The organism is Agromyces sp. NPDC056965 (assembly GCF_042673425.1).
In the GTDB taxonomy this organism is placed as follows: Bacteria; Actinomycetota; Actinomycetes; order Actinomycetales; family Microbacteriaceae; genus Agromyces.
The window spans coordinates 1-14,389 of sequence record NZ_JBHURI010000095.1; the positions used below are offsets into that span (position 1 = coordinate 1).

Genomic DNA, 14,389 nt, shown 5'->3' on the forward strand with positions numbered 1-14,389 from the left:
GGGGGGCCCCCACCTGGGGTACCCGGCGGGGGGGCGTGACTATTCAACCACCCCCGCGCGTTCGGCCCCCCCCCCCGCGGGCCCGGGGGTGCGTAGCCGCACGGGGGGGGCCCGGGGTTTCGCCCGCGGGCCCCCCGCGACGCGCTAGGCGCTCTGAACCGTCGCGCCCTTGAAGTCCACCGCGAGCGGCAGCGCCTGCCAGGCGGTGTCGGCGGAGGCCTCGACGAGGGCGATGGCCGCTGCTCGCTCGCTCGGGTCGCTCGCGAGCACGAGGATCGACGGACCGGCACCCGAGACGACCGCCGGATGCCCCGCCTCGCGCAGGACCCGGATGAGCCGATCGGTCTCGGGCATCGCCGCAGCGCGGTAGTGCTGGTGCAGCTTGTCCTCCGTGGCCTGGAAGAGCAGCTCGGGGCTCTGGATGAGCGCGGCGACGAGCAGCGCCGAGCGCGACACGTTGAAGACGGCGTCTTCGTGCGGCACCGACTCGGGCTGCAGCGAACGGGCGAGCGCCGTCGACATCTCGTGCTCGGGCACGAGCACGAGCGGCGAGACGCCCCGGTGCACCATGAGCTTCTTGTGCCGCGGGCCCTCGGGAGTCACCCAGGCGATCGTGAGGCCGCCGAAGAGCGCGGGCGCCACGTTGTCGGGGTGCCCTTCGAGCTCGGTGGCGAGGTCGAGCAGCTCGTCGGCGCTGAAATCGACGATGCCCTCGAGCAGCCCCTTGGCCGCCACGACGCCCGCGACGATCGCGGCGCCCGAGGAGCCGAGGCCGCGGCCGTGCGGGATGACGTTGTGCGCCACGAGCTTGAGCGCCGGCATCGGCACGCCGGCACGGGCGAAGGTGTGGGCGATCGCGCGCACGACGAGGTGCGACTCGTCGAGCGGCACCTCGCCCTCGCCGACGCCGTGCACCTCGACCTCGAGCGCCGGGGCGCCCGGCGCCGCCGAGGCATCGGGAACCGAGACCTCGAGCTCGTCGTACCTCGCGAGCGCGAGACCGAGCGTGTCGAAGCCGGGGCCGAGGTTCGCCGAGGTCGCAGGGACCTTCACGAGCACGCGGCGCCCGGTCAACGAGGTCGCGACGTCGGCTCCCGATGCGCCGGCGCCGGCGACGGCAGCTGCGCCGGTCATGAGGAGAGCCCGAGCACCGAGGCGATCTGCGCGGTGTCGACCGGCACGATCGTCGGCTGCACGTCGGAGCCGTCGGCCGTGCGGAGCGCCCACTGCGGGTCCTTCAGGCCGTGACCGGTGACCGTGAGCACGACGCGCGCGCCGGCGGGGACGACGCCCGCAGCCGAGCGCTCGAGGAGGCCGGCGACCGAGATGGCCGACGCGGGCTCGACGAAGATGCCGACCTCGGCCGAGAGGATGCGCTGCGCCTCGAGGATCTTGTCGTCGTCGATCGCGCCGAAGTAGCCGTCGGTCTCGTCGCGCGCCTGCAGGGCGAGCTCCCACGATGCCGGGTTGCCGATGCGGATCGCGCTCGCGATGGTGTCGGGGTCCTTCACCGGTTCGCCGCGCACGATCGGGGCCGAGCCCGAAGCCTGGAAGCCGAACATCCGCGGCATCCGCGTGGCGTTGCCCGCCGCGATGTCCTCGCGGTAGCCGCGCGTGTAGGCGGTGTAGTTGCCGGCGTTGCCGACGGGGATGAAGTGGAAGTCGGGCGCGTCGCCGAGCGCCTCGACGACCTCGAACGCCGCCGTCTTCTGCCCCTCGATGCGGTCGTTGTTGACCGAGTTCACGAGGTGCACGGGGTAGTTCGCCGCGAGGTCGCGGGCGATGTCGAGGCAGTCGTCGAAGTTGCCCTGCACCTGCAGCAGCTCCGCGTTGTGGGCGATGGCCTGGCTCAGCTTGCCCATCGCGATCTTGCCCTCGGGCACGAGCACCGCGGCCTTGATGCCGGCGTGGGTGGCGTAGGCGGCCGCCGAGGCGGAGGTGTTGCCGGTCGACGCGCAGATGACGACCTTCGCGCCGTGCTCGACGGCCTTCGTGACGGCCATGGTCATGCCGCGGTCCTTGAATGAGCCCGTGGGGTTCATGCCCTCGAACTTCACCCAGACGTCGGCGCCGGTGCGGGCCGAGAGCGCGGGGGCCGGCAGGAGCGGCGTGCCGCCCTCGCCGAGGGTGACGATCGGCGTCGCGTCGGTGACGTCGAGCCGGTGCGCGTACTCGCGGATGACTCCGCGCCATTGACGCGAGTTGGCCTTGGGGGTGATGGGGGTGTTCACACTGCTCCTTCGACTCGGAGGACGGACGCGACGGATGCGACGACAGGGCTCTGGGCGAGGGCGGCGACGGTCTCGGCGAGCGCGGACTCCTTCGCCTCGTGCGTCCCGATCACCAGCGTAGCCCGCTCTGAGCCCTCGCTGACGGTCTGCTGCAACTGCTCGACGGAGACGCCGTGGGCGGCGAAGGTCCGCGCGATCTGCTCGAGCACGCCCGGCTCGTCGGCCACCTCGAGCGTGATGGCGTAGCGGGTCGTGATGCGCCCGATCTCGAGCACGGGCAGCGCCGCATGCGTCGACTCGGCCGTGCCGGGGCCGCCGATGACGTGCCGGCGCGCGATCGCCACGAGGTCGCCGAGCACGGCGGAGGCGGTCTGCACTCCCCCGGCACCCGCGCCGTAGAACATGAGCGGGCCGGCGGCGGATGCCTCGACGAACACCGCGTTGTTCGCGCCGTGCACGGCGGCCAGGGGGTGGCTGCGCGGCACGAGCGCGGGATAGACCCGCGCGGAGACGCCCTCTTCGCCGGTCTCGGCATCGGTCAGCCGCTCGCAGATCGCGAGGAGCTTCACGACGTAGCCCGCACGGCGCGCGGAGTCGACCTGCTCGGCCGAGACGCCCGTGATGCCCTCGCGGTGCACGGCCTCGACGGGGACACTCGTGTGGAATGCGAGGCTCGCGAGGATCGACGCCTTCTGCGCAGCGTCGTAGCCGCCGATGTCGGCGGTCGGGTCGGCCTCGGCGTAGCCGAGCTCCGTCGCCGTCGCCAGGGCGTCCTCGAGGGATGCCCCGGTCTGGTCCATGCGGTCGAGGATGAAGTTCGTCGTGCCGTTGACGATGCCGAGGATCCGGTCGATGCGGTCGCCCGCGAGGCTGTCGCGCAGCGGCCGGATGATGGGGATGGCTCCGGCGACGGCGGCCTCGTAGGAGAGCTGCGCCCCGACCTGCTCGGCGGCGGCGAAGAGCTCGGGACCGTGGTTCGCGAGCAGCGCCTTGTTGCCCGTGACGACGTCGGCGCCCGAGGCGATCGCCTGCAGCACGAGCGTGCGCGCCGGCTCGATGCCGCCCATGAGCTCGATCACGATGTCGGAGCCGAGGATGAGCGCGTCGGCGTCGGTCGTCAGGAGCTCGCGCGGCAGTTCGGTGTCGCGCTTCGCGTCGACGTCGCGCACGGCGATGCCGACGAGCTCGATGCGGGCGCCGATGCGCTGGGCGAGCTCGTCGGAGTGCTCGAGCAGGAGGCGTGCCACCTGCGAGCCGACGGAGCCCGCTCCGAGCAGGCCCACTCGGATGGAGCGGTACTCGATCATGCAGGGTTCCCTTCGATGGCGCGGTCGTCGCCGGCGGATGCCTCGAGCCCGGCGTCGCGCGCGAGGAGTTGCTCCTCGGTCTCGCCGTGCACGATGACGCGCGCCGCGCCGTCGCGGACCGCGACGACCGGCGGCCGTGGCACGTGGTTGTAGTTCGACGCGAGCGGCCAGCAGTAGGCGCCGGTGGCCGGCACCGCGAGCAGGTCGCCCGGTGCGACGTCGCCCGGCAGGTACTCGGCGTCGACGACGATGTCGCCCGATTCGCAGTGCTTGCCGGCGACCCGCACGAGCGCGGGGGCCGCGTCGGAGACGCGGGAGGCGATGCGCGCCGAGTACTCGGCCCCGTAGAGCGCGGTGCGCGCGTTGTCGCTCATGCCGCCGTCGACCGAGACGTAGTGGCGCACCCCGCCCTCGATCGGCACGGGCTTGATGGTGCCGACCGTGTAGAGCGTGACGCCCGCGGGGCCGATGATCGAACGGCCGGGCTCGAAGGCGAGCTTCGGCACGGGCACGTCGTGCTCGCGGCACCCGGCGGCGACGGCGGCCACGATCCCCAGGGCGATCTCCTCGATGGGGGCGGGCTCGTCGGCGGAGGTGTAGGCGATGCCGAACCCGCCGCCGAGGTTCAGCTCGGGAACGGGGGCGGCCGTCGAGAGCTCCGCGTGCACGCCGAGCAGGCGCTCGGCGGATTCGGCGAAGCCGGCGGCGTCGAAGATCTGCGAGCCGATGTGGCAGTGCAGGCCGAGGAACGCGAGCGAGGGGTGCGAGCGGATGCGAGCGCCGAGCTCGACCGCCCGGTCGAGCGGAACGCCGAACTTCTGGTCCTCGTGCGCGGTCGCGAGGAACTCGTGCGTCGAGGCGTGCACGCCGCTGTTCACTCGGAGGCGCACGGGCTGCACCCGGCCGGCGCGCGCCGCGGCATCCGCGACCCGCTCGATCTCGATCTCGCTGTCGATGACGATCGCGCCGACGCCTGCGGCGATGCCGCGCTCGATCTCGGCGATCGACTTGTTGTTGCCGTGGAAGCCGATGCGGGCGGGGTCGGCGCCCGCCGCGAGTGCGACGGCGAGCTCGCCGCCGGTGCACACGTCGACGGCGAGGCCCTCGTCGGTCACCCAGCGCACGATCGCTCCCGAGAGGAACGCCTTGCCGGCGTAATAGACCGTCACAGTCGTGCCGATGGAGGCCGCGGCGTCGTCGAAGGCGCGCTTCGTGCGCGCGGCCCGGGCGCGGGCCTCGGCCTCGTCGACGACGTAGAGCGGCGTGCCGAACTCGGCGGCGAGCGAGGCCGCGTCGCGGCCGGCGATCACGAGGCGGCCGGCTTCGTCGCGCGAAGCGGTGGAGGGCCAGACGAGCGGAGCGAGCGCGTTGGCGTCGTCGGGCGCACGGAGCCAGCCGGGGAGGGGTGCGGTGGATGCCACGGGGAACCTCACGGGACGGAAAATCGAAGGCATGGGTCGCTCGCGGCGAGCGAACCCGGATCGGTTCCTGAAGCCGGCTGTGCGCGTCGACCTCGTGAGTCGGCGTACGGCGAGTCTATCGAGGGGCGTATGCCGAGCCGAATCGAGCACTCGACATGCCCGCTCCCGCGGCCGCCGAGGGCCGCTCGCCATGGGAGGCGGCGCGGCGGCTCTAGCCGCACGTGCCCTTCTGCTCGAGGCTCGCGGAGTCGAGCACGAGGCCGTCGGCCTGGAGCCGCACCGCCGCGGCACCCGGTGTCACCGCGATCGACTCGAGCTGCACGCCCGCGGGGAGCCGGTCGGCGATGCAGACCTCGAGCGGGTCGCCGCCGAGGAGCCGCTCGACGATGCCCGACACGTCGATGGATGCGCCGACTGCGCCGACCTCGACGGCTTCGGGTTCGAGGAGCACCGAGCCGCCCGCGGCCACCGGAGTGGCGGTCACCTGATAGGTGATCGGGAGGCCGAAGACCTCGATGCGGCCCTCGTAGCCGACGGTGCCCTCGCCGAGGGTGAGCCCGGTCTCGACGCCCGCGACCGTGATGAGCTGGTTCACCGAGTCCGCATCGGCGGTGATCGTCGCCGTCAGACGGTCGACGGACGACTCGAGGTCGACCGGCATGCCCTCTGCGACGACCGAGACGGCGAGGGGCGTGCCGTCGACGGTCAGCGCGGGCGCGTCGAGCTCGACGTGCTGCATGGTTCCGGAGAGGTACTGCGCGATCACCGAGAACCCGCCGATGGCGACGTCGACGTCGCCCTCGACGCCGTCGGGCAGGTTGGCCTCGATCTCCTCGGCGACCCGCTGCTCGGCGATGCCGCGGGCGAGGATGTCGGCCACGACGACGAGCGCGACGACCACCGCCAGCACCACGCCGACGACGATCCAGATGCGGGCGCCGCGACCGAGCCCCCGCCGTTCACGGGGCGCTTCGGCGCGGGCATCGCTCGGAGTCGCGGCAGCGGCACCGCCGGCAGCGGCGGAGGCACCCGCTGCTGCGCCCGCGGCCGCGTACGGCTCGAACACCTCGGTCGGCTGCTCGTCGGCGGCGACCGGCTCGATGACCGCGGTGGCGCCCGGCGCGTCGTCACCGGTGCCGATGACCGCGGTCGGCTGCGCGTTATCGGGCTCGACCGGCACGCCGGGTGCCGTCGTCTCGGGGACCTCGCCCGCATCGTGCTCGTCGCCGTGCTTCGCCATCGGGGCCTCCGGGTCGGGGTGGTGGATCACATGCGTTCGGGTGCCGACACGCCGAGCAGCTCGAGGCCGTTGCGGATGACCTGGCCCGTCGCGTCGTTCAGCCAGAGCCTCGTGCGGTGGAGGTCGCCGATCGGCTCCTCGCCGAGCGGCAGCACTCGGCAGTTGTCGTACCAGCGATGGTAGAGCCCCGCGAGCTCCTCGATGTAGCGCGCGACCCGATGCGGTTCGCGGAGCTCGGCCGACTGGGCGACGATGCGGGGGAACTCCTGCAGCGCGCCGAGCAGCGCCGACTCGGTCTCGTGGGTCAGCAGCTCTGGCGCGAACGACGAGCGGTCGAGACCGACGGATGCCGCGTTGCGATCGACCGCGCACGTGCGGGCGTGCGCGTACTGCACGTAGAACACGGGGTTGTCGTTCGTGCGGCGCTGCAGGATCTCGGGATCGATCGTGAGCGGCGAATCGGCGGGATACCGGCCGAGCGTGTAGCGCAGCGCGTCGGTGCCGAGCCAAGCCTGCAGGTCGTCGAGCTCGATGATGTTGCCGGCGCGCTTGGAGAGCTTCGCGCCGTTGATCGAGACGAGCTGCCCGATGAGCACCTCGACGTCGCGCTCGGGGTCGTCTCCAGCGGCGCCGGCGAGCGCCTTCAGGCGGTGCACGTAGCCATGGTGGTCGGCGCCGAGCAGGTAGATCTTGTGGCCGAAGCCGCGGTCGCCCTTGTCGAGGTAGAGGGCGGCGTCGGCCGCGAAGTAGGTGTAGACGCCGTTGCCCCGGCGGATCACACGGTCTTTGTCGTCGCCGAAGTCGGTCGTGCGCACCCACACGGCGTCGTCGAGGTCGAAGACGTGCCCCTGGGCGCGCAGCCGCTCGACGGCCGTGTCGATGTCGGAGAGGCCGTCGTCGCCCTTGGCGTGCAGGCGGCGCTCGCTCGTCCACACGTCGAAGTGCACGTTGAACCGCGCGAGCGAGGCGCGGATCTCGGCGAGCTGCAGCTCGTAGGCGATCTCGGTCGCCGTGTGCAGCGCCACGGCGTCGTCGAGGTCGAGCAGCTTGGGCTCGCGCTCGAGCACCTGGCGGGCGAGCTCGCCGATGTAGGCGCCCGGATAGCCGCCCTCGGGGGTCGGCTCGCCCTTGGCCGCGGCGAGCACGGACGCGCCGAAGTTCTCCATCTGGTTGCCGGCGTCGTTGATGTAGTACTCGTTGGCGACCTCGGCGCCGGCGGCGCGGAGCACCCGGCCGATCGAGTCGCCGAGCGCCGCCCAGCGGGTGTGGCCGATGTGCAGCGGGCCGGTCGGGTTCGCCGAGACGAACTCGAGGTTGATGACGCTGCCCGCGAGGGTGTCGCTCGTGCCGTAGCCCGGGCCGGCCTCGACGATGGTCTTCGCGAGCGCACCGGCCGCGGCGGCGTCGAGGCGGATGTTGATGAAGCCGGGACCGGCCACCTCGGCGCTCGCGACGCCGTCGACGCCTGCCAGCCCTGCGGCGAGCTCCGTCGCGAGTTCGCGCGGGTTCACGCCGAGCGGCTTCGCCACGCGCATCGCGATGTTCGAGGCCCAGTCGCCGTGGTCGCGGTTCTTCGGGCGCTCGAGCGCGACGTCGCTCTCGGTGAGGCCGAACGCGACCTCGTCGCCCGCGGCGCGACGTCGCTCGACGATGGCGAGGACGAGGGCGTACAGGGCGTGCGAAAGGTCGGCGGGAGTCACCCGCAAATCCTACCCGCCGCCATTGGTAAGGTTCGTCACATGCTGCGCTCGCCCCATCTGTCCCGCACCCGCCCCGCCGCCGTCGCACTCGTGGTCGCGGCATCCGTGCTGCTGTTGAGCGGATGCACCGGCGAAGCGTCCGATCCCGACAAGACGACCGCACCGCCGAAGGCGAGCGAGACGCCGACCGCGTCGGCCGAGCCGACCCAGACCGCGGAACCCCTCGTGCCGTTCGCGATCGACTGCGATGCGCTGCTCACGCCCGATCAGGTGTACGCGTTCAACCCGAACTTCGGCACGGCCCCCGACTTCGCGCCGTCGAGCGAGCACGTCGTCGCCGTGGTCGCCGAGGAGGGAACCGCGTGCGGCTGGCTGAACCAGACGAGTGGGGAGCTCATCGAGGTCGGCGTCGCGACTCCCCCGCCCGCCGCCCTGCTCGCCCACAAGAGCGACGCCGCGATGGACTCGACCCCCGTGCCGACCTATGGCACCCCTCCCGATGTCGAGGGCTACTTCACCCAGACCGCGGGCAGCGGCGAGGTGCAGGTCTTCAGCGGCCCGTACTGGATCGTGATCCAGTCCGCCGCGCTCTTCGAACCCGGCGACGCCGGCCAGCTCGTCGCCGACGTGCTCGGCAACCTCCCGGCCGCCTGACGAGCGTCCGGCGACGATGAGACGCGACCAGCGACGATGAGATCAGCACAGGGCACCCCCTCGTGGCTCGGCGCGGTCAACGACCGCGTCGGACTCTCGGCGCTGCTCGACCACGGGCCGCTCACCCGCAACCGCATCTGCGAACTCGTGGGGGTGTCCAAGCCCACCGCCTCGATGATGATGACCCGGTTGATCGCCGCCGGCGTGGTCGAGGAGCGCGGGCAGGTCGCCGGCAATCCCGGCCGCAGCGCCACGCTGTACGCCGCCCGCACCGATCGCCCCCTCGGCGTCGCGATCGCGATCGAGGCCGATGAGCTCCGCGCCTCCGTCGTCGACGCGGCCGGCGGTGAGCGCCCGGTCGTCCGCACGACGCTCTCCCGCGACGCGGCGGAGCGCGACGCGGTGCGCGAGGTCTCCGCGGCGATCCAAGCCGCGAGCGAGGCCGCAGGCACCGACCCGTCGGTCGTGCACACCGTCTGCATCGGCACCGCCGGCTACGTCGACCCGGGCGAGGAGGGCACGCTCTTCAGCGAGACGCTCCCCGGTTGGCCGATCAGCGGCCTGCGGCACACGCTCGAGACCGAACTCGGCGTCTCGGTCTTCGTCGAGAACGACGTGAACCTCGCCGCGATCGCCGAACGGGAGTCCGGCGCGGGCGAGGGCCGCGACGTCTTCGCGCTGCTCTGGCTCGGCAACGGCGTCGGCGCGTCGTTCGACGTGGCCGGCGACCTGCACCGCGGCAGCTTCGGCGGCGCGGGCGAGATCGGCTTCCTCCCGCTGTCGGCGGCCGCGCAGGCGCTCGACGTGCACGCCGTCACGAGCCAGGACCTCGCGGGTGCCGTGGCCGTGCGCCGCATCGCGGCCGCCCACGGACTCGACGACACCGACCATCGATCTGCGCTCGAGGCGATCGCCGCGAGCCCCGAACGCGCCGCGATCGTCGAGGAGATCGGCGAGCGCGTCGCGCACATCTCGCTGCCGCTGCTCGCGACGCTCGATCCCGGCCGCCTCGTGCTCGCCGGGCCCACGGCGATCGTCGGCGGCCAGCCCCTCGCGGAAGCCGTGGAGCGCGGCATCCGCAGCATCAGCAGGTGGTACCCCGAGGTCGTCGCGACGCGCATCGATCACGACCCGGTCCTGCACGGCGCGCGCGCGTTCCTGACCGCGAAGGTGCGCGACGACCTGCTCGGCACGGTCGCCCGCCTGAGCCTCTCCTGAGCCGGCCGGCCGCCGCCCGACGGGTCGGGCACGAGCCCCGCGAAGTGGTAATGTCTCTAGCTGTGCGCCTCCGTAGCTCAGGGGATAGAGCGCCGGTTTCCGGTACCGTAGGTCGGGGGTTCGAATCCCTCCGGGGGCACGTTGTGAGTGGTGGTGCCGGCGCTTCGCGCCGGGCAGCCGGCACGGGAGTTCGAGAAGCCTCGGCCATGGGCCGGGGCTTCTCCCGTGTGCGGCCTCGGCGTCGGCGACGCCCGTAGACTCGGCTGGTCGCACTCGCCCGACGAGGAAGGCCTCGCGCATGCACGTCAGCACCGGAGCACTGCAACTCATGGCCGCTCCCCTCGGCTGGATGGATCCGTGGAGCCTCGACCGGCTCCTCCCCTTCCTCATCGTGGGCGGCGTCATGGTCGCCGTGGTCGTGCTCCGCCTGCTCGATGCCCGGGCGAAGCGGCGCGAGCTCGCGCCGAGCAGTCGTCGCGCGGCCCAAGCACCGCCGGCCGTCGGCCTCGAGGAGCTCGAGCGACGAGCGGGGCTCGCCCTCGTGGCATCCGACGACCGCGTCACGGCTGCCGCCGCCGACGTCGACTACGCGGGTGCACTCGACGGCGACGAGGTGGCCGCCGTGCTCGGCGCGGCGCACGCCGACGCACGGGAGCAGCTCGCCGAGGCGTTCGCGCTCCAGCGCGACGCGGGCATCACGACCATCCCCGTCGCCGAACGGCGCGCGGCCTACGAGCGGATCCTCCGCCTGACGGCCGCCGTCGATGCCTCCCTCGACCGCGACGCCCGCTCGCTCGAGCAGCTGCGTGCGCTCGGCGCCCGTGCCGTCGAGGAGCGCGAGTCGCTCGTCGGCGAGCACGCGGCGGCCGACCGCGACCTCGCCCGCGCGACGGCCCGACTCGCCGACGCGGCCGACCGCTACGACGCCGACGCCCTCGAGCCCGCCGCGACCGCCCTCGATGCCGCCCGCAACGCACTCGGCGATGCCCGAGCGTACATCTCCGCGCCCGCGGCGACGGCAGTCGGCACCGCTGCTGCGGTGCGCCTGACCTCGGCCCGGGCCGATCTCGGGCGGGCGGTCGATCGGGTCGCCGCCGCCGAGGCGCACCTCGCGTCGCTCGCTGCGAACGACCTCGCGGTCGCCGACGCCATCGCCGCGCTCGAGCGCGACATCGAGGTCGCCCGCGCGATGGACGGCGAGCGGATGCGCTCGGTCGCCGACGACTTCGCCGCCGAGGCCGTCTCCCTCCGGGAGGCGCTCGCGGCGGCGGGCCGAAACCCCCTCGCACTCGGACGACGGGTCGTGCGGGCCGATGCCGCGATCGACGCCGAGATCCGCGCCGGCACGAGTGCCGGCCGGTTGTCGCAGCGCGTGCTCGCCGAACGGTCGAGCGCCCTCGCCGCCGCGCGGATGCTCGTGGGCACCGCCGAGCACACGCTCGCGGCCGCACCCGTCGACGGCGCCGCCCGCATTCGCCGAGACGAGGCATCCGTGCTGCTGGTCGAGGCGCGCGAGGTGCTCGCCGGTGCGGCACGCGCCGACCTCGCTCCCGGTGACGCCCGCGATCAGGCGGATGCCGCGGCGCACCTCGCCCGGCGTGCGGTGGGCCTCGCACGCGACGACGTCGCCGGCACCCCGGCCTCGGGCGGGCGCCTCTTCGACCGCGAGCCCGGCGGCGACGGGTTCTTCGCCGGCCTCGTGGCCGGGCTCCTCGAACGCGCCGACGAGCGCGGCGCCGCCGAACGACCCGGCGGCGACTGACACGCACACGAGACATGGACGAGGCGCGGCGCCTCCCCATAGACTCGAATTCGTCCGCTCGGACGGGGGAAAGGCACTGATGCATGCGCGCAGTACGCAAGTGGTCCGCGACACTCGCGATCGTCGCCGGAGTGGTGATCGGAACCGGTGCGACCGGCCTCGCATGGGCTGAGGACCCCGTCACGTTCACCTCCTCCCCCGTCGTCGACACCGTGGGTGCGCTCGGGGGCGAGACCGCCGACGTCGTCGCCGCGCTCGACGCCGCGGCAGACCGCAGCGGGCGGCAGCTCTTCGTCGCGTACGTCTCGACGTTCACGAACCCCGCCACGGCGGTCGAATGGACCGACGAGACGGCCGTCGCCAACAACATGGGCAGTGACGACTACCTGCTCGCGGTGGCCGTCGACGGTGGCTCCTACTACCTCTCCGCTGCGAGCGACGCGTCGCTCTCCGCCGACGAGATCGACCGCATCAGCCGCGAGGTGATCGAACCCGAACTCCGTGACGGCGACTGGGCCGGAGCGGCGATCGCGGGCGCCGACGCCATCGCCGGCGACTCCGGCAGCGGTGGCGGCAGCGGCTGGGGCTTCGTCTGGTTCATCGTCATCGCCGCGGTCATCGTCGTGATCATCGCGATCGTGCTGGCACGGCGCAAGAGGAAGCGTGCGGCGGGCGCCGGCGAGGGCGGTGCCGGCCAGGTGCCGCTCCCCTCGATCGACGAGTTGCGCCGTCAGGCGGGCAGCGCCCTCGTGCAGATCGACGATGCGGTGAAGACGAGCGAGGAGGAGCTCGGCTTCGCCGTCGCCTCGTACGGCGAAGCCTCGACGGAGTCCTTCCGCGCCGCGCTCGACGCCGCGAAGGCCAAGGTCGCCCAGGCGTTCACGCTGCAGCAGCAGCTCGACGACGCCACGCCCGACACCGACGACGAGCGCCGCGAATGGTACGGCGGCATCATCCGGCTCACGGGCGAGGCCGACGCCATGCTCGACGAGCAGGCCGAGCAGTTCGACGAGCTGCGGGCGCTCGAACGCGACGCCCCCGCGCAGCTCGCCAGGGTGCAGGCGGCGGCGGCCGCGGCGGAGGCGACCATCGCACCGGCCGAGCAGCGCCTCGCCGCGCTCGGCGCCCAGTACGCGGCATCCGCCGTCGCACCCGTCAGCGACAACCTGACGCAGGCGCGGTCGCGCGTCGGCTTCACCCGCGAGGCGCTCGCGGCCGCGGGCGCGGATGTCGCGGCGGGCGATGCCGCCCAGGCCGCGGTCGGCATCCGCGCGGCCGAGGAGTCCGTCGACCAGACGAACCTGCTGACGGCCGCCGTCGAGCGCCACGCCGCCGATCTCGCGGCGGCGGACGCCGCGATCGCCGCCGGCGTCGACGAGCTCGACCGAGACGTCGCGACCGCCCGCGGCCTGGCGAACGCCGACGCGTCGGCGGTCGCCGATCGAGTGGCCGCCGAGTCGGCGGCCCTGCGCGCGGCGATCAGCGCTCACGGCCGCGATCCGATCGCGCTGCGGGCGAAGCTGGAACAGGTCGACGCCGAGATCGACGCCGTGATCCAGAGCGTGCGCGACGCCGCTGAGCAGGCCGCTCGCGTGCAGGCGCAGCTCTCACGATCGCTCACGACCGCGCGATCGCAGGTGCAGGCCGCCGAAGACTACCTGGTCGCCCGCCGCGGAGCGATCGGCGCGGAGGCGCGGACGCGCCTCGCCGAGGCGGGCCGACTGCTCGTCGAGGCCCAGGGCGCCGCAACGACCGACCCCGCCGCCGCACTCGCCTCCGCGCAACGCGCGGAGCAGCTCGCAGCGGAGGCCATGTCGTTCGCGCAACGCGACGTCGGCGGCTACGGCGGCGGCATGGGCGGCTTCGGCGGCACCGCCGGCGGCTCGTCCGGCGGTGGCGGCGACGTCCTCGGCGCCGTGCTCGGCGGCATCCTCATCAACTCCGTCCTCGGCGGCGGCGGCGGGGGCGGCGGCTTCGGCGGAGGGCGCTCGTCCGGAGGATTCGGCGGCGGGCGCAGCAGCGGCCGATCGGCCGGCAGCTTCGGCGGCTCCGCGACCCGGTCGCGGCGCGGAAGCGGAGGCCGATTCTGATCCACCCGACCACCCGCTGGACGGTCGCCGACCACGACCGACCCCGAACCGGCACGACCGAACCCTGATCACCACGAAAGGAACCACCATGACCAAGCAGTCCATCTTCGGACGGATCTCGCAGCTCGTGCGAGCCAACGTCAACAACCTCATCGACCAGGCCGAAGACCCGCAGCTGATGCTCGACCAGATGGTGCGCGACTACACCAACTCGATCGCCGACGCCGAGGCCGCCATCGCCGAGACCATCGGCAACCTGCGCCTCCTCGAGGACGACCACCGCGAAGACGTCGAGGCCGCACGCGAGTGGGGCGAGAAGGCCGTCGCCGCGAGCCGCAAGGGCGACGAACTGCGCTCGGCCGGCGACGCGTCGGGCGCCGACAAGTTCGACAACCTCGCGAAGGTCGCGCTCAGCCGCCAGATCTCCTCCGAGAACGAGGCGAAGGCCGCAGAGCCCCAGATCTCCGCGCAGACCGAGGTCGTCGACAAGCTGAAGTCGGGCCTGAACGGCATGAAGGAGAAGCTCGTCCAGCTGCAGAACAAGCGCTCGGAGCTCGTCGCCCGCGCGAAGACCGCGCAGGCGCAGAAGCAGGTGCACGACGCCGTCAAGTCGATCGACATCCTCGACCCGACGAGCGACATCGGCCGCTTCGAAGACAAGATCCGCCGCGAGGAGGCGGTCGTCCGCGGCCAGGCCGAGCTCGCCGCGTCGAGCCTCGACGCGCAGTTCAACGAGCTCGACGACCTCGGTGAGCTCACCGAGGTC

11 protein-coding genes and 1 tRNA gene are annotated in these 14,389 nt (G+C 73.2%); 6 read left to right on the plus strand and 6 right to left on the minus strand.

All coding sequences use genetic code 11. From position 1 onward, the window contains the following. Positions 1–144 precede the first annotated feature (144 nt). The 6 genes from thrB to ACFTQE_RS17825 form a co-directional block, all read right to left on the minus strand. Positions 145–1,134: a homoserine kinase gene (thrB, locus tag ACFTQE_RS17800; protein WP_376926325.1), complete on the minus strand. Its 990-nt coding sequence runs from the start codon at positions 1,132–1,134 to the stop codon at positions 145–147. Next, positions 1,131–2,231 (minus strand): threonine synthase, encoded by a 1,101-nt coding sequence (thrC, locus tag ACFTQE_RS17805; RefSeq protein ID WP_375837147.1) that lies wholly within the window; start codon positions 2,229–2,231, stop codon positions 1,131–1,133. The genes thrB and thrC overlap by 4 nt, the downstream gene beginning before the upstream one ends. Further along, complete coding sequence (locus ACFTQE_RS17810; protein WP_376926326.1) at positions 2,228–3,538, minus strand: homoserine dehydrogenase; 1,311 nt, start codon at positions 3,536–3,538, stop codon at positions 2,228–2,230. Before ACFTQE_RS17810 ends, thrC begins: the two co-directional genes overlap by 4 nt. After that, the gene (lysA, locus tag ACFTQE_RS17815; RefSeq protein WP_376926327.1) at positions 3,535–4,992 is read right to left on the minus strand and encodes a diaminopimelate decarboxylase; all 1,458 of its coding nucleotides are present in this window, start codon (positions 4,990–4,992) and stop codon (positions 3,535–3,537) included. Before lysA ends, ACFTQE_RS17810 begins: the two co-directional genes overlap by 4 nt. Before the next feature lie 178 nt (positions 4,993–5,170). After that, positions 5,171–6,199 (minus strand): DUF2993 domain-containing protein, encoded by a 1,029-nt coding sequence (locus tag ACFTQE_RS17820; protein ID WP_376926328.1) that lies wholly within the window; start codon positions 6,197–6,199, stop codon positions 5,171–5,173. Between the two features lie 26 nt (positions 6,200–6,225). Further along, on the minus strand, positions 6,226–7,899 hold the full coding sequence (locus ACFTQE_RS17825; RefSeq protein ID WP_376926329.1) for an arginine--tRNA ligase: 1,674 nt from the start codon (positions 7,897–7,899) through the stop codon (positions 6,226–6,228). A 39-nt stretch (positions 7,900–7,938) separates the two neighbouring features. Between ACFTQE_RS17825 and ACFTQE_RS17830 the strand changes: the two genes are divergently transcribed. The 6 genes from ACFTQE_RS17830 to ACFTQE_RS17855 form a co-directional block, all read left to right on the plus strand. Beyond that, entirely contained in the window at positions 7,939–8,553 is a 615-nt protein-coding gene (locus ACFTQE_RS17830; protein WP_376926330.1) for an iron ABC transporter ATP-binding protein, read from the plus strand. 36 nt (positions 8,554–8,589) lie between these two features. Next, positions 8,590–9,771 carry an ROK family protein gene (locus ACFTQE_RS17835; protein ID WP_376926331.1) on the plus strand — a complete coding sequence of 394 codons (1,182 nt, stop codon included), beginning with the start codon at positions 8,590–8,592 and terminating at the stop codon, positions 9,769–9,771. Between the two features lie 66 nt (positions 9,772–9,837). Beyond that, positions 9,838–9,910: transfer RNA gene (locus ACFTQE_RS17840), tRNA-Arg, on the plus strand. Positions 9,911–10,069: 159 nt separating this feature from the next. Beyond that, a complete protein-coding gene (locus ACFTQE_RS17845; RefSeq protein WP_376926332.1) occupies positions 10,070–11,533 on the plus strand; it encodes a hypothetical protein in 1,464 nt (487 codons plus the stop codon). Positions 11,534–11,616: 83 nt separating this feature from the next. After that, on the plus strand, positions 11,617–13,623 hold the full coding sequence (locus ACFTQE_RS17850; protein ID WP_376926333.1) for a TPM domain-containing protein: 2,007 nt from the start codon (positions 11,617–11,619) through the stop codon (positions 13,621–13,623). An 88-nt stretch (positions 13,624–13,711) separates the two neighbouring features. Further along, the coding region (locus tag ACFTQE_RS17855) for a PspA/IM30 family protein (protein WP_376926334.1) at positions 13,712–14,389 on the plus strand (678 nt) is incomplete at its 3' end.

Excerpts from the sequence above, each read along its gene's own strand:
- ACFTQE_RS17820 (WP_376926328.1), bottom strand. The coding sequence starts at position 6,199 with ATGGCGAAGCACGGCGACGAGCACGATGCGGGCGAGGTCCCCGAGACG.
- ACFTQE_RS17830 (WP_376926330.1), top strand. The coding sequence starts at position 7,939 with ATGCTGCGCTCGCCCCATCTGTCCCGCACCCGCCCCGCCGCCGTCGCA.
- ACFTQE_RS17835 (WP_376926331.1), top strand. The coding sequence starts at position 8,590 with ATGAGATCAGCACAGGGCACCCCCTCGTGGCTCGGCGCGGTCAACGAC.
- thrB (WP_376926325.1), bottom strand. The coding sequence starts at position 1,134 with ATGACCGGCGCAGCTGCCGTCGCCGGCGCCGGCGCATCGGGAGCCGAC.
- ACFTQE_RS17810 (WP_376926326.1), bottom strand. The coding sequence starts at position 3,538 with ATGATCGAGTACCGCTCCATCCGAGTGGGCCTGCTCGGAGCGGGCTCC.
- lysA (WP_376926327.1), bottom strand. The coding sequence starts at position 4,992 with ATGCCTTCGATTTTCCGTCCCGTGAGGTTCCCCGTGGCATCCACCGCA.
- ACFTQE_RS17845 (WP_376926332.1), top strand. The coding sequence starts at position 10,070 with ATGCACGTCAGCACCGGAGCACTGCAACTCATGGCCGCTCCCCTCGGC.
- ACFTQE_RS17850 (WP_376926333.1), top strand. The coding sequence starts at position 11,617 with ATGCGCGCAGTACGCAAGTGGTCCGCGACACTCGCGATCGTCGCCGGA.